Annotated in this window: 17 protein-coding genes; 7 read left to right on the top strand and 10 right to left on the bottom strand. The window is 67.6% G+C overall.

The genetic code is table 11. The features are described from left to right. Positions 1-149 precede the first annotated feature (149 nt). The 3 genes from dgcA to HNS34_RS04625 all read right to left on the bottom strand — a co-directional run bounded on the left by dgcA (position 150) and on the right by HNS34_RS04625 (position 2,567). On the bottom strand, positions 150-1,112 hold the full coding sequence (dgcA, locus tag HNS34_RS04635) for an N-acetyl-D-Glu racemase DgcA (protein ID WP_172318507.1): 963 nt from the start codon (positions 1,110-1,112) through the stop codon (positions 150-152). After that, entirely contained in the window at positions 1,109-2,110 is a 1,002-nt protein-coding gene (dgcN, locus tag HNS34_RS04630) for an N-acetyltransferase DgcN (RefSeq protein ID WP_172318505.1), read from the bottom strand. The genes dgcA and dgcN overlap by 4 nt, the downstream gene beginning before the upstream one ends. Positions 2,111-2,207: 97 nt before the next feature. Next, complete coding sequence (locus HNS34_RS04625; protein ID WP_172318503.1) at positions 2,208-2,567, bottom strand: hypothetical protein; 360 nt, start codon at positions 2,565-2,567, stop codon at positions 2,208-2,210. Between the two features lie 224 nt (positions 2,568-2,791). On the opposite strand from HNS34_RS04625, the gene HNS34_RS04620 reads away from it, so the two are divergent. The 5 genes from HNS34_RS04620 to HNS34_RS04600 all read left to right on the top strand — a co-directional run bounded on the left by HNS34_RS04620 (position 2,792) and on the right by HNS34_RS04600 (position 7,532). Further along, positions 2,792-3,352, top strand: coding sequence for a CGNR zinc finger domain-containing protein (locus HNS34_RS04620; protein WP_214647420.1), 561 nt, complete (start codon positions 2,792-2,794; stop codon positions 3,350-3,352). Between the two features lie 96 nt (positions 3,353-3,448). Next, positions 3,449-4,438, top strand: a complete 990-nt coding sequence (locus tag HNS34_RS04615) for a glutathione S-transferase family protein (RefSeq protein WP_172318501.1) — start codon at positions 3,449-3,451, stop codon at positions 4,436-4,438. A 37-nt stretch (positions 4,439-4,475) separates the two neighbouring features. Continuing rightward, positions 4,476-5,411 carry a threonine-phosphate decarboxylase gene (locus HNS34_RS04610; RefSeq protein WP_172318499.1) on the top strand — a complete coding sequence of 312 codons (936 nt, stop codon included), beginning with the start codon at positions 4,476-4,478 and terminating at the stop codon, positions 5,409-5,411. Next, positions 5,408-6,313 carry an adenosylcobinamide-phosphate synthase CbiB gene (cbiB, locus tag HNS34_RS04605; RefSeq protein ID WP_172318497.1) on the top strand — a complete coding sequence of 302 codons (906 nt, stop codon included), beginning with the start codon at positions 5,408-5,410 and terminating at the stop codon, positions 6,311-6,313. Before HNS34_RS04610 ends, cbiB begins: the two co-directional genes overlap by 4 nt. Positions 6,314-6,359: 46 nt before the next feature. Then, positions 6,360-7,532: a lytic murein transglycosylase gene (locus tag HNS34_RS04600; RefSeq protein ID WP_172318495.1), complete on the top strand. Its 1,173-nt coding sequence runs from the start codon at positions 6,360-6,362 to the stop codon at positions 7,530-7,532. On the opposite strand, the gene HNS34_RS04595 is transcribed toward HNS34_RS04600, so the two are convergent. From HNS34_RS04595 to rsfS, 7 genes are all read right to left on the bottom strand, one after another. Next, entirely contained in the window at positions 7,529-7,999 is a 471-nt protein-coding gene (locus HNS34_RS04595) for a hypothetical protein (RefSeq protein ID WP_172318493.1), read from the bottom strand. The two genes, HNS34_RS04600 and HNS34_RS04595, sit on opposite strands and share 4 nt — an antisense overlap. A gap of 56 nt (positions 8,000-8,055) precedes the next feature. Then, positions 8,056-8,520: an RNA pyrophosphohydrolase gene (locus HNS34_RS04590; protein ID WP_172318491.1), complete on the bottom strand. Its 465-nt coding sequence runs from the start codon at positions 8,518-8,520 to the stop codon at positions 8,056-8,058. A gap of 1 nt (position 8,521) precedes the next feature. Then, complete coding sequence (locus HNS34_RS04585; RefSeq protein ID WP_172318489.1) at positions 8,522-9,841, bottom strand: S41 family peptidase; 1,320 nt, start codon at positions 9,839-9,841, stop codon at positions 8,522-8,524. 13 nt (positions 9,842-9,854) lie between these two features. After that, positions 9,855-10,994: a murein hydrolase activator EnvC family protein gene (locus tag HNS34_RS04580; RefSeq protein WP_172318487.1), complete on the bottom strand. Its 1,140-nt coding sequence runs from the start codon at positions 10,992-10,994 to the stop codon at positions 9,855-9,857. Next, positions 10,991-12,508: a 2,3-bisphosphoglycerate-independent phosphoglycerate mutase gene (gene gpmI / locus HNS34_RS04575; RefSeq protein ID WP_172318485.1), complete on the bottom strand. Its 1,518-nt coding sequence runs from the start codon at positions 12,506-12,508 to the stop codon at positions 10,991-10,993. The genes HNS34_RS04580 and gpmI overlap by 4 nt, the downstream gene beginning before the upstream one ends. Positions 12,509-12,656: 148 nt before the next feature. Continuing rightward, positions 12,657-13,127: a 23S rRNA (pseudouridine(1915)-N(3))-methyltransferase RlmH gene (gene rlmH / locus HNS34_RS04570; protein ID WP_172318483.1), complete on the bottom strand. Its 471-nt coding sequence runs from the start codon at positions 13,125-13,127 to the stop codon at positions 12,657-12,659. 8 nt (positions 13,128-13,135) lie between these two features. Continuing rightward, positions 13,136-13,486, bottom strand: coding sequence for a ribosome silencing factor (rsfS, locus tag HNS34_RS04565; RefSeq protein WP_214647433.1), 351 nt, complete (start codon positions 13,484-13,486; stop codon positions 13,136-13,138). A gap of 232 nt (positions 13,487-13,718) precedes the next feature. Between rsfS and HNS34_RS04560 the strand changes: the two genes are divergently transcribed. Together HNS34_RS04560 and smc are read left to right on the top strand one after the other, a co-directional pair. Next, positions 13,719-14,006, top strand: a complete 288-nt coding sequence (locus HNS34_RS04560; protein WP_172318479.1) for a hypothetical protein — start codon at positions 13,719-13,721, stop codon at positions 14,004-14,006. A gap of 119 nt (positions 14,007-14,125) precedes the next feature. Next, positions 14,126-17,581, top strand: a complete 3,456-nt coding sequence (gene smc, locus HNS34_RS04555; RefSeq protein WP_172318477.1) for a chromosome segregation protein SMC — start codon at positions 14,126-14,128, stop codon at positions 17,579-17,581. The last annotated feature ends 47 nt before the right edge of the window (positions 17,582-17,628 follow it).

Here is a 17,628-nt window from a genome sequence, read left to right as displayed (position 1 = left end):
CTGACTCCGAAAGGCAGGGGCACCCGCGCGGGCCTGCTGGATGCCGCGCGTTTGCTGGTGCAGTTGGGACGGTAACGGGACCGGATGTGCGGTGGTGCGGCCCGTCGACGGGCCGCTTGTGCGCTCGGTCGACCGAGCGCCCGCGCCACTCAGCCCCACAGTTCCGAGCTTGCCGGATGCACACCGCCCGCGTCGAACGTCAGCGGATGGTCCCGATCCTCGGCCAGCAGAAGCGGCCCGTCCAGATCCGTCACCTCGGCCCCTTGCGCCACCAGGACCGCCGGGGCCATCGCGAGGCTTGATCCGACCATGCAGCCGACCATGACCTGATAGCCCGCTGCCCGCGCGGCGTCGCGGAGCGCCAGCGCCCCGGTCAGCCCACCGGTCTTGTCGAGCTTGATGTTCACCATGTCATATTTGCCCTTGAGGTCGGGCAGGCTGGCGCGGTCGTGGCAGGATTCGTCGGCGCAAACGGGCAGCGGACGCTCGATCTCGGCCAGCATGGCATCGTCCCCGGCGGGAAGGGGTTGTTCCACCATCTGCACACCGAGGCGCAACAGATGCGGCGCGAGGTCGGAATAGACATCCGCCGTCCAGCCCTCGTTCGCATCGACGATTATGCGCGCGTCGGGGGCACCATCGCGCACGGCCTCAAGCCGGGGCATGTCGTCGGGCGTGCCGAGCTTGATCTTCAGGAGGGGCCGGTGCGCATGTTTCGCCGCCGCCGCGCGCATGTTTTCGGGGCTGTCCAGCGACAGTGTAAAGGCGGTGATCTGCGGGCGCGGTTTCGCAAGGCCCGCCAATTGCCAGACCGGTGCCCCCGTCAGCTTGCCCGCCAGATCCCACAAAGCGCAATCCACCGCGTTGCGGGCGGCGCCTGCTGGCAGGGCGTCTTGCAGATCCTGACGGTGGATGCCCTGCGCCAGCCCCTCGATCTGGGCGGTGACGCTGTCCAGGGTCTCGCCATAGCGCGCGTATGGAACACATTCGGCCCATCCCATCACGCCATCCTGGAAGGCGCGCACGGTCAGCACCTGCGCCTCGGTCCGCGATCCGCGCGCGATGGTGAAGACCTCGGCCAGCCGGAACGTGTCGCGGGTGACCGAGATCATAGCGCCTCCAGCGCGTCGGCCAGGCGTTCGGCCCCTTGCCGGAACGGATCGACGGTGGGCAGGCCCATGCGCCCCTCGATCTCGGCGAGGCAGGCCAGCGCCTCCTCCTCATCCATCGCGGCGGTGTTGACCGAGATGCCGACCACCTGGCAGGCCGGGTTGGCGATGCGCGCCAGCGGCAGGGCGGTGTCGCGCAGGGTCTCCAGCGAGGGCAGGGCGTAATCGGGCAGGCCGCGCATATGGGGGCGGGTCGGTTCATGGCTAAGGATCAACGCGTCGGGCTGGCCACCATGGATCAGCGCCATGGTCACGCCGGAATAGGAAACGTGGAACAGGCTGCCCTGCCCCTCGATATGGTCCCAGTGATCGGGGTCATTGTCGGGCGTCAGCCATTCGACGGCCCCGGCCATGAAATCTGCGACAACGGCATCCAGCGGCACCCCGTTGCCGGTGATCAGGATACCCGTCTGGCCGGTGGCGCGGAAGGTGGATTTCAGGCCGCGTTCCTTCATCACCTTGTCCACGGCGAGGCTGGTATACATCTTGCCGACCGAACAATCGGTGCCCACGGCGAGGCAGCGCTTGCCGGTGCGTTTGACGCCACCCGCGATGGGATACTCCACATCCGGCACCCGCACGTCATGCAGCGCGCGCCCGCAGGCCTCGGCCACGGCGACAAGGTCGGGTTCGTTGCGCAACAGGTTGTGCAAACCGCTGGCGAGGTCGAACCCCTCCTCCAGCGCCTGCACCAGCACCTTCTTCCACGCCTGCGAGATCTTGCCGCCCCGGTTGGCGACGCCGATCACCAGGGTCTTCGCACCGGCGGCCTTCGCCTGGGTGAGGTCCAAGTCGTCAAGCCCGACGCTGGCCTTGCAGCCCTCCATCCGGAACTGGCCGACCGCGTTGTCGGGGCGCCAGTCGCGGATGCCTTGCGCCACCTTGGCGGCCAGTTGGTCGGGCGCATCGCCCAGGAACAGCAGATAGGGGGTCTGGATCATGGCGGCACCTCGCAAGACATGACAACGCGCGCCCCGGTCGTGGGACGCGCTTTTGGCGCTGATAGACCCTAGCCGCACCGGAATGCAAAGGCCAATTTCAGTGTTTCGAGCTGTCCAGAAGTGCGATGGGCGCCTCGGTTTCCTGGTAGAAATCCAGCGCCGCGCGGTCGGCGGCGGCGGTGTTGCGCTTGAATTCATAGCGCATCACGTCGCCATGCAGCTCGGACGCGACGATCAGGGCCTGGTAGAGGTGGCGCGGCCCTTCGTAGATATCGACCAGCCCGCGCAGTTGCGGCGCGTGTTCGGCATCCAGCGCAAAGCCGTCATTGGCAAAGGTCAGGATCGGGTAGACATCGTCGCCGATATGCACGGACCGGCGGCTGCGCTTGCGCTCGGCCTTGCGGCGGGCGGCGTGCAGGCCGTCGAGGACCTCCTTGGGCAGGTATTCTTCGGACATCGGGGGCATCCTTGGCAGTCGTTAAGAGGAAAGATGGGGCGGTGGCAGATTCGGTCAACTCGGGCCGCTCCGCCGCAATGCAGCACGCGGCATATGGGCCACAGGTCATGACATCGGCGAAGCGCCGCCTGTCACGGGGTTTTTCGTCGCGTCACCCTCGTGATTCTGATCCAGGTTGGTTACAGATATGTGAAGAGCAAGAAGACCACCAAGGGCAGCTTTCCATGACAAGAGCAGCGTCGCGCGCTGAACCGGGTGCCGGGCATCCGTTTCTCGAATTTCTGAACACGGTCGGCGATGACGGCAAATCGCGTGGCGAGGACAGTTTTGCCGATGCGCAGGAATTGCGGGAGGTGCTGGTCGCGTCGGGTATCGACATGCCGGCCGATATCTCGGCACGACAACTGGATGCGATGCTGCGCTTGCGCGAAGCGGCCTATGCCGTGTTTTCCGCGCTTGCCGCAGGGCGCGATCCAGGGCGCGAGGAGCATCTGTTCCTGGACACGGAATTGCGCCGCGTGATCGGCGAGTCAGAGCTGCGCATCACCCGCGAGGGGTTGATTACCGCGCCCGGGCCCGGGGCCACGCCGCTGGACCGGCTGGTGCTGTCGATGGACGACCTGATGCGCTCGGACCAGTTCACGCGGCTGCGCGAATGCCGCCGCTGCACGCATCTGTTCCTCGACCAGGGGCGCGGTGTCGGGCGGCGCTGGTGTTCGATGGCGCGCTGCGGCAACCGCGCCAAGGCCGAGAAATTCCGCGCCCGCCACCGCGACGCGGCCTGACCTGCGCGACTACGCACGACAACCCTGCGGTGAAAGGCGTTTGACCGCGCCCGCGCAGCGCCTATCTGTTTGGCAATAGATAAGGGAGCGTATGACATGGGATTACTGGTAGACGGCACCTGGCAGGATCAATGGTATGATACGGATGCGACCGACGGCGCGTTCAAGCGGCAGGAGTCCCAGTTCCGCAACTGGGTGACCGCCGATGGCAGCGCGGGGCCTTCCGGCGAGGGCGGGTTCAAGGCCGAGAGCGGGCGCTATCACCTCTATGTCAGCCATGCCTGCCCCTGGGCGAACCGCACCATGATCTTCCGCGCCCTCAAGGGGCTCAAGGATCATATCGGCATCTCGGTCGTGCACCCGGATATGTTGGGCGAGGGCTGGACCTTTGCCGAGGATTTCCCCGGCGCGACGGGCGATGACCTCTTTGGCGCGCGCTACCTGCGCGAGATCTACCTGAAGGCCGACCCGGATGTGACGACGCGGGTGACGGTGCCGGTGCTGTGGGACAAGGCGCGCGGCACCATCGTGTCGAACGAGAGCGCCGAGATCATCCGCATGTTCAACTCGGCCTTCAACGACATCACCGGCGACACCCAGGATTTCCACCCCGAGGCGTTGCGCCCCCGGATCGGACGGGTCAACGCCCGCGTTTATGACGACATCAACAATGGCGTCTACAAGGCGGGCTTCGCCACCACGCAAGCGGCCTATGACACGGCGGTCCATGCGCTTTTCGATGCGTTGGACTGGGTCGAAAGCATCCTGTCGGAATACCGCTACCTGACCGGCACGCGGATCACCGAGGCGGATTGGCGGCTGTTCACCACGCTGGCCCGGTTCGACGCGGTCTATCACCTGCATTTCAAGTGCAACCGGCGGCGGCTGATCGACTATCCAAGCCTCTGGGGCTATGCGCGGGAGCTCTATCAATGGCCCGGTGTCGCGGACACGATCCATTTCGACCATATCGTGCGGCACTATCATTACAGCCATGACAGCATCAATCCGCACCGGATCATCCCGATCAACCCGCTGATCGACTGGACCGCGCCGCATGACCGAGAGGCATTGCAGGCGGCCTGAAAATGGGCTTTCCCTGTCGGCGGGTGACGGGGGGCCGATGACAATGACACGCGATCATGGCGGCGGGATCGATGCGGCAGTGGCGACCTATGGCGGCGTCCGGGCCAACTGGCTGGACCTGTCGACGGGGATCAACCCGGTGGCCTATCCGGTCCCTGCCCTGCCTGACGATGCCTGGACCGCGCTGCCCGATGCGGGCGCGTTCAATGGATTGAATGCGGCCGCAAGGGACTTCTGGCGCGTGCCTGCCGGGGCGGAGGTGCTTGCCGCCCCCGGTGCCTCGGCCCTGATCGCGCGGATTCCGTCACTGATGGCACCGGGCAAGGTCGAGATCACCGCACCCACCTATAACGAGCATCTCGCCGCCTTTCGCGCGGCGGGCTGGAGCGAGGGCACCGGCGGCGCGCGGGTCATCGTGCATCCCAACAACCCCGATGGGCGGGTCTGGGATGAGGGCGATCTTGGCGACAATCCCCTGACGGTGATCGACGAGAGTTTCTGCGACGTGATGCCCGGGGCGAGCCTCGTGCATCTGGCGGCGCGGCCCGGTGTGGTCGTGCTGAAGAGCTTCGGCAAGTTCTGGGGGCTGGCGGGGCTGCGGCTTGGCTTTGCGATTGCGGCGGCCGAGACGATTGCGCGGCTTTCCGAGATGATCGGGCCATGGGCGGTGTCGGGGCCTGCCTTGGCCACGGGCGCCGCGGCCTTGCGCGATGCCGCGTGGGCCGAGACGACGCGGGCGCGGTTGTCTGCGGATGCGCTGCGGCTCGACGGGCTGATGACGCGGGCCGGGGCGCGAGTGATCGGCGGCACCGATCTGTTTCGGCTCTATGATGTCGAGAGCGCGGCCGCCTGGCAGGTGCGCCTCGCCCGCGCCCATATCTGGAGCCGCGTTTTCCCCTATTCAGAGACGTATCTGCGGCTTGGGCTGCCCGGCCCCGGCGATTGGACTCGGCTGGAAAGCGCGCTGACATGAGCGCCGCCCTGCTGATCCCGGCACTGCTGCTGGATGGGGTGATGGGCGAGCCGAAATGGCTCTGGTCGCATGTGCCACATCCGGCGGTTCTGATGGGGCGGCTGATTGGCTGGTGTGACACCAGGTTCAATGACGGGACGCGGGCGCGGGGTGCGCTGGTGCTGGCCGCGCTGGTGCTGGCTGCGGGACTGGCGGGCTGGCTGATCGCGGCGCTGCCGCTTGGCTGGCTCTGGTCGATGCTGCTAGCGGCGATCCTCCTGGCGCAGCGCTCGCTTGTAACGCATGTGCGGGCCGTGGCCGATGGCTTGCGTTATGGCGTGAACCCTGGACGGCGGGCGGTGACGATGATCGTGGGGCGCGATACCTCGGCACTGGACGAATCGGGCGTGGCGCGGGCGGCAATCGAGAGCGCGGCGGAAAACTTCAGCGATGGCGTGGTCGCGCCCGCCTTCTGGTTCCTCGTCGCGGGCCTGCCGGGGATCCTGATCTACAAACTCGTCAACACCGCCGACAGCATGATCGGCTATCGCACGCCCCGGCATGAGGCCTTCGGTTGGGCGGCGGCAAGGCTGGACGATGTGCTGAACTACATCCCCGCGCGGCTGACGGCGGGGCTGATCGCGCTGGCCTTCTGGTCGGCGCGCGCGGTCGACGTGACGCTTCAGGATGCGCGGCTGCATCGCTCGCCCAATGCCGGATGGCCCGAGGCGGCCATGGCCGGGGTGCTGGACGTGGCGCTGTCCGGTCCGCGCAGCTACCACGGCGAGATGCGGGAGTTTCCGTTCGTGAACGCGGGCGGTGAGCGCGAGATCGGGGTCGCCGAGATCGAGGCGGCCATTGCCGTGTTGTGGCGGGTCTGGTGGGTGATCCTGGGCCTCACGGGGGTGGTTGTGCTGTTCTGACCGCCTGCTACTCTGATCCGCGATTCACACCCTGAGGATTTGACCCATGCGATTGATCTCTGCCGCGCTTTTCAGCCTTGCCCTGACCACCACAGCCAACGCACAGCAATGCGGCGGCAGTTTCTCCGGCTTTGTCGACGGATTGCGGCAGGAGGCGGCGCAACGGGGCCATTCGGCGCAGGCCATCGACGCCTTCTTCAGCGGCGTGCAGCAGGATCAGGCGACGTTGCAGGCCGACCGGCGGCAGGGCATCTTCGCCACGCCCTTCGTGGAGTTCTCGCGCCGCCTGATCAGCCAGAACCGCATGGATAATGGCCGCCGCAACGCCGAACGCTATCGCAACGTCTTTGACCGGATGGAGCGGGAATATGGCGTCAGCCGCGGGGTGCTGCTGGCCTTCTGGGCGTTCGAGACCGATTTCGGGGCCTTCCAGGGCGATTACAACACGGTCAATTCGCTGGTCACGCTGGCGCATGATTGCCGCAGGCCCGAGCTGTTCCGCCCGCAGGTCTTCGCGGCCCTTCGCCTCTATGAGAACGGAAACCTGGACCCGCGCCGCACCACGGGCGCATGGGCCGGCGAGATCGGCATGGTGCAGATGCTGCCCGAGGATATCCTGGAACGCGGCGTCGATGGCGATGGCGACGGGCAGGTGGATCTTCAGAACTCGGCGCCCGATGCGCTGCTGTCCGGCGCCAACCTGCTGAGCGAGTTGGGCTGGCAGCCGAACCAGCCCTGGCTGGTCGAGGTGGATATGCCCGCCAATTTCAATTGGTCCGAAACCGGGTTGGAGACGGCGCGCCGGGTGTCAGAGTGGCAGAGCATGGGGGTGCGGGGGCGCAACGGGGCCTTGCCCGCGACGAACCTGCGCGCCTCGATCCTGTTGCCACAGGGGCGCAACGGCCCCGCCTTCATGGCCTATCCGAATTACTCGGTCCTGTTCGAATGGAACCAGAGCTTCGTGTACGTCACCACAGCCGCCTATTTCGCCACGCGGCTGGAGGGCGCGCCGGTCTATAACGCAGGCAATCCCGATCCGGGGCTGGATGGCAACCAGATGCGCGCCTTGCAGACGCGGCTGACGCAGCTTGGCCATGACGTCGGCGGGATCGACGGTATCCTGGGGGCACGCACACGGGCCGCTGTCAGGGCCGAACAGGAGCGGTTGGGGATGCCCGCCGATGCCTGGCCAACGCCGGAACTGCTGCGAAGGCTCTAACAGCCCGACCGCATGCAGGTGGTGATCTGGTCCAGATCGGCCTGATCGGGATAGGTGACGGCCCAGAACGGGCAGGCGCCGATTTGCAGGCTGTAGTCGCGGTTGTCATCGACCTGCATGAAGGCCAGCACGGTCTCGCCGTCGCCCGGCGGGGTGCCACACCAGCTGGCGACACAAGTGACATTGACCTGAACGGGAAACTCGATCGGGGTGCGAAAGCCGACGCGCGAGGCCATGTCGCCCGCGAAATAGGCGGTATAGCTGTAGGGATCGGATCCGGCCGCGTTCTGTTCCGTGACCTGGTCGGGGCCGGTGCGGAAGAAACTGCCCAGGGCGATGACATACCGCTCCTCGGCCTCGGCCGCCGCACGGTAGGTGCTGACCGCGTTCCAGGGCGCGCAGGATAGGGCGAGGGCCTGGGTCGGCAGCGTCAGGCACAGAAGGGCGGATGTGAGGGAACGGATCATGCGGGGCGGGGCCTCCTTGACGGATGGGCGCAGAATAGCAGACCCGGCGCTGCCCGTCAGCCGAGTCCGAATTCCTCCAGCACCCGCGTGTAGATCGGGCGTTTGAACGCGACGATGGCCTCCAGCAGGTCGGCAGGCTCCATCCAGCGCCAGTCCGAGAACTCCACGTCCTTGTAGGCGAGGTCGATGACATCGTCCTCGGCCTCAAGGCGCACCAGGAACCATTTCTGCTTCTGCCCGTGATACTTGCCGCCCCACCGCTTGCCCGCGACCTCCGCCGGGAAGTCATAGGGCAGCCAGTCCGTGGTCTCGGCCAGCACCGTTACCTGATCCGGCCCTATCCCGGTCTCCTCGTGCAATTCACGCAGGGCGGCGTTTCGCGCGTCTTCGCCCTCGTCCACCCCGCCTTGCGGCATCTGCCAGGCGGGAATGTCCATATCGGCGCGTTGACCGGCGAAGAGCTTGCCGGCGCGGTTCATCAGAACCACGCCGACACAGGGACGGTAGAGCTTTTCAACCACCTCAGCGCGGGCGCAGCGCGTTCAGCCCGTGCAGGATGTCGATGGCATAGGCCAGCTGGTAATCCTCGGCGCGCAGCTCAAGCGCGGCCTGCGCCTCGGCCTGTTCCTGTTCCAGTTGCTCCCGCTCGTCATCGGTCAGGGTCGAGTTGGAGAGCGCCCCGCGCAAGGTGGCCTCGGTGCGCTGCGGGCGCCCATTGGTCTCGATCTCGCCGATATCGCGCTGTTCGACCAGGATGTCGGGCGACACGCCAAGCGCCTGGATCGACCGGCCCGAGGGCGTGTAGTAGAGCGAGGTCGTCAGGCGCATCGCCCCGTCGCCCTGCACCGGCATCACCGACTGGACCGAGCCCTTGCCGAAGCTGTTGGTGCCGACGACCACGGCGCGGCTGTGATCCTGCAGCGCGCCGGCCACGATCTCGGAGGCCGAGGCCGAGCCGCCATTGATCAGCACCACCAGCGGCAGCCCGTCGATCAGGTCGCCCGGCGTGGCGTTGTAGCGTTCGCCATCGGCGGGGTCGCGGCCACGGGTCGAGACGATCTCGCCCTGTTCCATGAACGCATCGGCGACACGGATCGCCTGGGTCAGCAGCCCGCCGGGGTTGTTGCGCAGGTCGAGGACGACGCCTTCGAGATTCTCGATCCCGCCGACTTCCTCGATCATCTGCTCCAGCCCGTCGCGCAGGTTGGTATAGGTCTGCTCCGAGAAGGTGGCGACGCGCAGGACGGCGGTGTTGCCCTCCAGCCGGTGACGCACGGCAGTCATGCGGATCACGTCGCGCACGATGGTGATGTCGAAGGGCTCATCTTCGCCCTCGCGCACCACGGTGATCACGATCTCGGAACCGATTTCGCCGCGCATCAGTTCGACCGCCTCGCTGAGCGTCAGGCCAAGCAGGCTGGTGCCGTCGACATGGGTGATGAAATCGCCCGCCTCTACGCCCGCCTCGTCGGCGGGGGTGCCGTCCATCGGCGTGATGACCTTGACGAACCCCTCCTCCTGCGTGACCTCGATGCCGAGGCCGCCGAATTCGCCGCGGGTCTGTTCCTGCATCGAATCGTAGTCCTGCGGCGGCAGGTAGGAGGAATGCGGATCGAGCGAGGTCAGCATCCCGTTGATCGCGGCCTCGATCAATTCCGCCTCGTCGACATCCTCGACATAATAGTTACGGATGCGTTCGAACACGTCGCCGAACAGGTCGAGCTGTTCGTAGACGGTGGTGTTGCGCGCGCTTTCCTGCGCGATCAGCGGTCCGGCCACCTGGGTGGTCAGGAGTATCCCGGCAGCGGTGCCGCCTAGGGCCGCGAAAAGAAATCGTTTCATAGCGTCGTTATCCTCACTGATCTGTGGATGCGAACCACGGCGTCGGGTCCACCGGCTCTGCGGCCTCTCTTAGTTCCATATAAAGCGTTTCTGACAGGTCTTCACCAGACGATAGCGCCTCCGGGGTGATCAATTCTTCGCGGTCAGGCGCGGTGCCGCCCATCAAGCCCACCGGCGCGCCCGCCGTCAACAGGTCGCCCGCGCGCACGTAAAGCTGCCCCATGCCTGCCAGAATCAGCATGTAGTCGCCCTCCGGCTCCAGGATGGCGACGTTGCCGTAATTCAACAGCGGCCCGGCATAGCGCACGGTCATGGCCCAGGGCGCGGTGACGATGGCGCGCGGTTCGGTCGCGAGAATCAGGCCGGGCCGGGTGATCCCCGCCGCGTCCGCCGTGTTGAAGCCACGCAGGACGCGGCCCCGCACGGGCATCGGCAGGCTGCCCTCGGCAGCGCTGAAGGCGGGCATGTCGGGCATCGCTCCGCCAACGAGGTCGACACTGCGCAGGGCGATGGCGAAGCTGTCCAGCGTCTCGGCATCGCCAAGCAGGTCTTGCAGCGCCTGCGCGTCTTGCGTGAAACGCGGCGGCAGGGTGCGGCGTTCGGCCATGGACTGGCTGAGGGCAACGCGCGCCTCCTGCACGCCGGTCAGGCCACGGGCCAGTTGCGCCTCGGCCTCGCCTTGCAGGGCGCGCAGGACGGCCAGCTCCTGCAACTGGTCGCGCAGGGCGGTGGCCTCGGCGGCAACGGCGGGGGTGACATCGGACAGGATCATGCCCGAGCGCGCGGTGCCCACGGGGCCTGAAGGGTGGATCATCAGAAGCGGCGCGGGGGCGGATTGCATGGATTGCAGCACGCCCAGGAGGCGCCCGAGGCGGTCCTGTTCGGCCTCGAAGACGATCTCGATCGACTGCTCGCGGATCGCGGCGCGGCGCATGCCTTCGCGGAGCGCGGCCAGCCCTTCCTCATAGGCGCGGATGGTTTCGGTCAGCGCCTCGACCCGGTCGCGCGCCTCCTCGGCCTCGGCCATGCCGAGGGCCGCGCGTTCCAGCATCGCCGACGCGCGCTGTGCGGTCAGGGCGGGGTCGTCCTGCGCGACCACCGCGAGGGGCCACGCGACAAGGGCGAGGACCGCAGGGAGGAGCCGCCACGTCATGCGATCAGGCTCTCGCCCGTCATTTCCGCCGGTTTGTCCAACCCCATCAACTGCAACAGCGTCGGGGCCAGGTCGGCCAGCCGCCCGTCCCGCATCGTCGCGCCATCCGGCCCGCCGAAAAGGATCACCGGCACCGGGTTCAGCGTATGCGCCGTGTGCGGGCCGCCGGTCTCGGAGTCGATCATCATGTCGCAATTGCCGTGATCGGCGGTGACGATCATCGCGCCGCCCACCTTCTCCAGCGCCGCCATCGCCTGGCCAAGACCCTCATCCACCGCTTCGCAGGCGCGCGCGGCGGCCTCGATCACGCCGGTATGGCCGACCATGTCGGGGTTGGCATAATTGACCACGATCAGGTCATAACGCGCCTCGATGGCCTCATTGAGCTTTTCGGTCACCTCGGGCGCGGACATCTCGGGTTGCAGGTCATAGGTGGCGACCTTGGGCGATTTCGGCATGTAGCGATCCTCGCCCTCGACGGGCGCTTCCTTGCCGCCGTTGAGGAAGAAGGTGACATGCGGGTATTTCTCGGTCTCGGCCAGGTGGAACTGCGTCAGCCCCTTGGCCGCGACCCATTCGGCCAGCGTGTTGACGATCTCCTGCTTGGGGAAGACCACGTCAAGGAAGGTGTCATGCCGGTCGGAATAGCCGACCATGCCGCAGGTTGCGGCCCAATCGGGACGGGCGGAGGTGTCGAACTCGTCAAACTCGGGGTCAGCGAGGGCCGAGAGGATCTCGCGCGCGCGGTCGGCGCGAAAATTGACGAAGAGCAGCCCGTCGCCGTCTTTCGGTGCGGTGTAGGCCGCGAGGCGGGTGGGGCTGACGAACTCATCCCCCTCCTCGCGCGCATAGGCGGCTTTAAGCGCCTCCTCGGCGGTGCTCGCTTCCCCGCCCTTGCCGGTCAGGATCAGATCGGCGGCTTTCTGGACCCGGTCCCATCGGTTGTCGCGGTCCATGGCGAAGTAGCGCCCCACCACGGACCCGATCCGCGCACCCTCGGGCAGTTGCGCCTCGAAGGCCGGCAGGGTGGCGAGGGCCGAGCGCGGGCCGACGTCACGCCCGTCGGTGATGGCGTGGATCAGGACGGGGATACCCTGCCCCACCAGCACGCGGGCGGTTTCCAGCAGATGGGCCTCATGGCTGTGAACGCCGCCCGCCGAGACCAGCCCGGTCAGATGCGCCACGCCGCCCGCGGCCTTCATCTTGGCGGCAAAAGTCGCCAGCGCGGGGCGGGAGGCAAAACTGCCCTCCTCGATCGCCAGGTCGATCTGGCCCAGGTCCATTGCCACGACGCGGCCCGCGCCGATATTGGTGTGACCCACCTCGGAATTTCCCATCTGGCCGCGCGGCAACCCGGCATCGGGGCCGAAGGTGACCAGCGTTGCATTGGGGCAGGTCGTCATCAGCCGGTCGAAATTGGGCGTATCGGCGAGATAGGGCGCGTTGCCGGGGCCGGGCTCGGCCAGGCCCCACCCATCGAGAATGCACAGGACGACAGGCTTGGGAACGGTCATGGAAGCGGCCTTGTTCAAGTTGCTCCCGCGGTTTTAGGGGCGGGGCCGATACGACGCAAGGTGAGCGGTCGGATTGACGGCGGAAAGCTGCATCGACGCGCGCCGTATGAGCGATTTCGAAATCGCTCATGAGAGCCTTCGAAGGCTCTCACGCCCGGTGATAGGGGCTGCCTGCCAGAATGGACGCCGCGCGGTAGAGCTGCTCGGCCAGCATCACGCGCGCCAGCATATGCGGCCAGACCATCGCCCCGAAGGAGAGCGTGAGGTCGGCCTGATCGACCAGGCCGGGGTCGAGCCCGTCCGCGCCGCCGATCACGAATGCGATATCACCACGCCCCTGGTCGCGCTTGTCGGCCAGAAGCCCCGCGAAGTCGGGTGAAGTCATGGCCGTCCCGCGTTCATCCAGCGCACAGATCAGCGCGCCGTCGGGCACGGCCTTGCGCAGTAGCGCCGCCTCTGCCCCCTTGCCGCCGCCCTTCTTGTCCTCGACCTCCACCACGCGGGCCGGACCCAGGCCAAGCGCCCGCCCGGTGCGGTCGAACCGTGTCAGGTAGTCGGAGACAAGATCATTCTCGGGGCCGCCGCGCAGGCGACCCACAACGCAAAGATGCACCCGCATGAAAAGTGTCAGGCCTGCCCGGCGGGCAACCACATCTTTTCAAGCTGATAGAACTCACGCACCTCGGGGCGGAAAATATGGACGATCACGTCGCCCGCATCGATCAGCACCCAATCGCCGGTATCGCGCCCCTCGACACGCGCGGAGAGACCGAAGACCTGCTTGAGCCGGTCGGTCAGCTTTTCCGCCATCGCCGTGACCTGACGCGATGACCGGCCCGACGCGATGACCATGTGATCGGCCATCTGGGTCTTGCCGCGCAGGTCGATCTGCACGACCTCTTCCGCCTTGTCCTGGGTGAGGGAGTCTATCACCTGATCCAGCAGCGTGTCGCTGGTCAGGTCTCGGGTTTGGCGCAGCACTTGCGCGCCGGATGCAGCCGGGGAAGCGGCCGCTTGAACTGGTCCAGTCAGGACGTCGTCCTCCTACATTGCGCGCCTGTCACAATCCCCGGCGCCGGGATGGGGCCAATATAGCCGTGCGAAAGGCCCGCTTCAACACCGGGCCATGCGCGTGGCCCCCGCCCCAGTGGCGCGATTGCATCGGTCGCATTAACCCCGCCTTAACCCTGCCCGCGTCAGCGTAAGCGCCATGAAACGTCTCCTGCTCCTCCCCCTCCTTCTGGCCGCCTGCGATTCGCCCGCCCCCGCGATGATGGGCGCAGAGGCAACGCAGGTTTCGATCGACAACACCTCCTTCACCGTCCGCGTGCGCGGCAACCGGGCCGAGGCGATCCGCCTGAACACCATGGCGTTTCCCACCATCGGTGAGGTCTACCCGAACGCCCTGGCCGCGATGGAACAGGCCAGCGGCTGCACGGTGATCGAGGATACATTGCGCGGCGACCAGGCGGTGATGCGGGCCGATCTGGCCTGTTAGCCCCTATATATTGTGGATAACCCGGCGATTTACCGCCATATGCGGGGCAAAGCCGTTGACAGCCTGCGCCGCCCTGCCAGAAAGTGGCCCCAACGACCCCAAGAACAACAGGGCAGCGCGTGCGGTTTTCACGTCTCAGGCTGAATGGCTTCAAGAGCTTTGTCGATCCGACCGATCTGATCATCGCCGATGGTCTGACCGGCGTGGTCGGGCCCAATGGCTGTGGCAAGTCCAACCTGCTGGAGGCGCTGCGTTGGGTGATGGGCGAAAACCGCCCCACCGCGATGCGCGGCGCCGGCATGGAGGACGTGATCTTTGCCGGCGCGTCGTCCCGCCCTGCGCGCAATTTCGCCGAGGTGGCGCTGACCATCGACAACACCGAACGGCTCGCCCCGGCCAGTTTCAACGAATCGGACACGCTGGATGTGATCCGGCGGATCACCCGCGATGCAGGCTCGGCCTTCAAGACCAACGGCCGCGATGTGCGGGCGCGCGATGTACAGATGCTGTTCGCGGATGCCTCCACCGGCGCGCATTCGCCCGCGCTGGTGCGGCAGGGGCAGATCTCGGAGCTGATCAACTCCAAGCCCAAGGCGCGGCGGCGGATCCTTGAGGAAGCCGCCGGAATCTCCGGCCTCTATCAGCGGCGCCACGAGGCCGAGTTGAAGCTGAAGGGGGCCGAGACCAACCTGGCCCGCGTCGATGACGTTCTGGACCAACTGGCCGGTCAACTGGCGCAACTGGCACGGCAGGCGCGTCAGGCGGCGCGCTATCGTGAGATCGGGGGCGAGTTGCGGCAGGCGGAAGGGCTTTTGCTCTATCGCCGCTGGAAGGAGGCTGACGAGGCGCGGGCCCAGGCCGAGGCCGCGCTGCGCGAGGCGTTGACCGCCGCCGCCAGAGCCGAAGGATCCGCCACCGCGGCGACACGGGCGCGCGAAGACGCCGAGACTGCCGTGCCGCCCCTGCGCGAGGAGGAAGCGATTGCCGCGGCGCTGTTGCAGCGTGTCACGGTCGAACGCGACAGCGTCAGCGCCGAGGAGGCCCGCGCACGCAAGGCCATCGAGACGCTGACGGCCCGGATCGCCCAACTGACCCGTGACCTGACGCGCGAGACCAGCCTGAACACGGATGCCGGCGGCACCATCGAGACGCTGGAGGCCGAGGCCAACGCCTCACGCGCCGCGGGCGAGGGCCATGGCGCGGCGCTGACCGAGGCCGAGGAGGCGGTGCGCGCGGCCACGATCTCGATGACCGATGAAGAGGCGGTGCACTCACGGCTCACCGAGGATGCCGCCCGCTTGGCCGCCCGCCACCAATCGGCGCAGCGCGCCGTCGACGAAACCAGCCGCGCGGCGGAGCGTCACGCGGGCGAGGCGCAGAAGGCGCTGGCCGAGGCCGAGGCGGCGGAAACCCGGCTGGCCACCCTGGCGCAGGATCACGCGGCGGCGGAAACCGCGCTCTCTGAGGCCACCGACCTGGCCGCCCGTGCCGAGGACACCCTGACCGAAACCGAGTCCGCCCGCGCCGCCGCGCAGGCCCGAGAGGGCGAGGCGCGCACCGCGCGGGCCGAGGCGGAGGGCGAGTTCAACACGCTCGATGCCGAGGTGCGGGCGCTGTCGAAGCTCTTGGAACGCGAGGCCGGTCAGGGCAATCAACTGCTCGACCGGGTGCGCGTCGCGCCGGGATACGAGGCCGCCGTCGGCGCGGCATTGGCCGACGATCTGAAAGCCCCCGAAACGGATGTGGCCGGTGCGACGGGCTGGACCACACTGAAGCAATACGAGACGCCACAAGCCCTGCCCGCCGGTGTGCCGTCTTTGTCGGATTATGTCGATGCGCCGCCCGCGCTGGCGCGGCGGTTGCGGCAGGTGGGCGTGATCCAGAATGGCGACGGGCCGGGGTTGCAGGCGCAGCTTCTGCCGGGTCAGCGGCTGGTGACCCGGGCGGGCGATCTCTACCGGTGGGATGGCTATGCGCTGGCCGCCGCCGATGGCTCCTCGACCGCTGCGCGGCGGTTGCAGCAGGCCAACCAGCTGAATGAACTGGCGGCAGAGCTTGAACGCGCGGAACTGGCCGCCGACCGTGCCCGCGCCACGCATGCGGCCAATGCCGCGCGTCTGGCCGAGTTGACGGAGGCCGACAAGCAGGCGCGCGCCGCGCGCCGCGCCGCCGATCAGCAGATGGCCGAGGCCAGCCGCGCCTTCTCCCGCGCCGAGGCCGACCGCAATATCCTGGCCGGACGGCTGGAAACCCTGCGCGCCGCCGCCGCGCGCCATGGCGACGAGGCCGAAGCCGCCCGCGAAACGCTGGAGGAGGCCCGCCGCGCGCAGGCCGAATTGGACAGCCTTGACGAGGCGCGGGCACGGGTCGAGGCGTCAAAGGCAACCGTCGAGGCGGCGCGCAGCGCGCTTTTGTCGGCCCGCGCCGCGCATGAGGAAGTCAAGCGCGCAGGCGAGGCCCGCGACAAGCGACAGGCCCAGATCGCGCAGGAATTGGCAACCTGGCGCAAGCGGCTGGACACGGCCACGACCCGGATAGAGGAGTTGGAAACGCGCCGCGCCGAGTCCGAGGAGGAATTGGCCCGCGCCCAGGCCGCGCCCGAGGAAATCGCCGCCCGCAAGGACAAGCTGCAAGCCGCCATCGACGAGGCCGAGGCCCGCCGAAAGGCCGCCGGTGACGCGCTGGCGGCGGGCGAAACCGCCCTGCGCGGGGCCGTGGCGGTGGAGCGGGAGGCCGAGAAAGAAGCCTCGCTGGCCCGCGAATACCGCGCACGCGCCGAGGCCAGGCGCGACGGGGCGCAAGAGGTGCTGCAAGCCGCCGCGACCCGCATCGAGGAGGAGTTGGAGACGACGCCCGAGGCGCTCTTGGACACCCTGGATGCCGATCCCGCCAGGATGCCCTCCGCCGAGGCGATCGAGGCCGATGTCACCCGCCTGCGCCGCCAGCGCGACGCGCTTGGGGCGGTGAACCTGCGCGCCGAGGAGGACGCCCGCGAGGTCAGCGAGGAACATGACACTCTGAAGACCGAGAAGGAGGACCTGGAGGAGGCCATCCGCAAGCTGCGCGGCGGCATTGCCAGCCTGAACCGCGAGGGGCGGGAGCGCCTGCTTGCCGCCTTCGACGAGGTGAACCGCAATTTCGGGATGCTCTTCGCCCATCTCTTCGGCGGCGGCGAGGCCAAGCTGGTTCTGGTCGAAAGCGACGATCCGCTGGAGGCGGGGCTGGAGATCATGTGCCAGCCGCCGGGCAAGAAGCTCTCGACGCTGTCGCTGCTGTCGGGCGGCGAGCAAACCCTGACCGCGCTGGCGCTGATCTTCGCCGTCTTCCTGGCCAACCCCGCGCCGATCTGCGTGCTGGACGAGGTCGACGCGCCGCTGGACGACGCCAACGTGACCCGGTTCTGCGACCTTCTGGACGAGATGACCCGCCAGACCGACACGCGGTTCCTGATCATCACGCATCACGCGGTCACGATGAGCCGGATGGACCGGTTGTTCGGGGTCACGATGGCCGAGCAGGGGGTTTCTCAACTGGTCTCGGTGGACCTGAAGAAGGCCGAGCAGATGGTGGCCTGACGGGACTCGCGCGATCGTGTCCCGCGGGCCGGACAATCCGCGCTAGG

The organism is Alterinioella nitratireducens, assembly GCF_013155465.1.
In the GTDB taxonomy this organism is placed as follows: Bacteria; Pseudomonadota; Alphaproteobacteria; order Rhodobacterales; family Rhodobacteraceae; genus Alterinioella; species Alterinioella nitratireducens.
The sequence above is the reverse complement of the archived record's forward strand: the minus strand, read 5'-3'. Positions and strand labels throughout refer to the sequence as shown.

Coding starts and splice junctions, on each gene's coding strand:
- dgcA (WP_172318507.1), bottom strand. CDS start 1,112: ATGATCTCGGTCACCCGCGACACGTTCCGGCTGGCCGAGGTCTTCACC.
- dgcN (WP_172318505.1), bottom strand. CDS start 2,110: ATGATCCAGACCCCCTATCTGCTGTTCCTGGGCGATGCGCCCGACCAA.
- HNS34_RS04625 (WP_172318503.1), bottom strand. CDS start 2,567: ATGTCCGAAGAATACCTGCCCAAGGAGGTCCTCGACGGCCTGCACGCC.
- HNS34_RS04620 (WP_214647420.1), top strand. CDS start 2,792: ATGACAAGAGCAGCGTCGCGCGCTGAACCGGGTGCCGGGCATCCGTTT.
- HNS34_RS04615 (WP_172318501.1), top strand. CDS start 3,449: ATGGGATTACTGGTAGACGGCACCTGGCAGGATCAATGGTATGATACG.
- HNS34_RS04610 (WP_172318499.1), top strand. CDS start 4,476: ATGACAATGACACGCGATCATGGCGGCGGGATCGATGCGGCAGTGGCG.
- cbiB (WP_172318497.1), top strand. CDS start 5,408: ATGAGCGCCGCCCTGCTGATCCCGGCACTGCTGCTGGATGGGGTGATG.
- HNS34_RS04600 (WP_172318495.1), top strand. CDS start 6,360: ATGCGATTGATCTCTGCCGCGCTTTTCAGCCTTGCCCTGACCACCACA.
- HNS34_RS04595 (WP_172318493.1), bottom strand. CDS start 7,999: ATGATCCGTTCCCTCACATCCGCCCTTCTGTGCCTGACGCTGCCGACC.
- HNS34_RS04585 (WP_172318489.1), bottom strand. CDS start 9,841: ATGAAACGATTTCTTTTCGCGGCCCTAGGCGGCACCGCTGCCGGGATA.
- HNS34_RS04580 (WP_172318487.1), bottom strand. CDS start 10,994: ATGACGTGGCGGCTCCTCCCTGCGGTCCTCGCCCTTGTCGCGTGGCCC.
- gpmI (WP_172318485.1), bottom strand. CDS start 12,508: ATGACCGTTCCCAAGCCTGTCGTCCTGTGCATTCTCGATGGGTGGGGC.
- rlmH (WP_172318483.1), bottom strand. CDS start 13,127: ATGCGGGTGCATCTTTGCGTTGTGGGTCGCCTGCGCGGCGGCCCCGAG.
- HNS34_RS04560 (WP_172318479.1), top strand. CDS start 13,719: ATGAAACGTCTCCTGCTCCTCCCCCTCCTTCTGGCCGCCTGCGATTCG.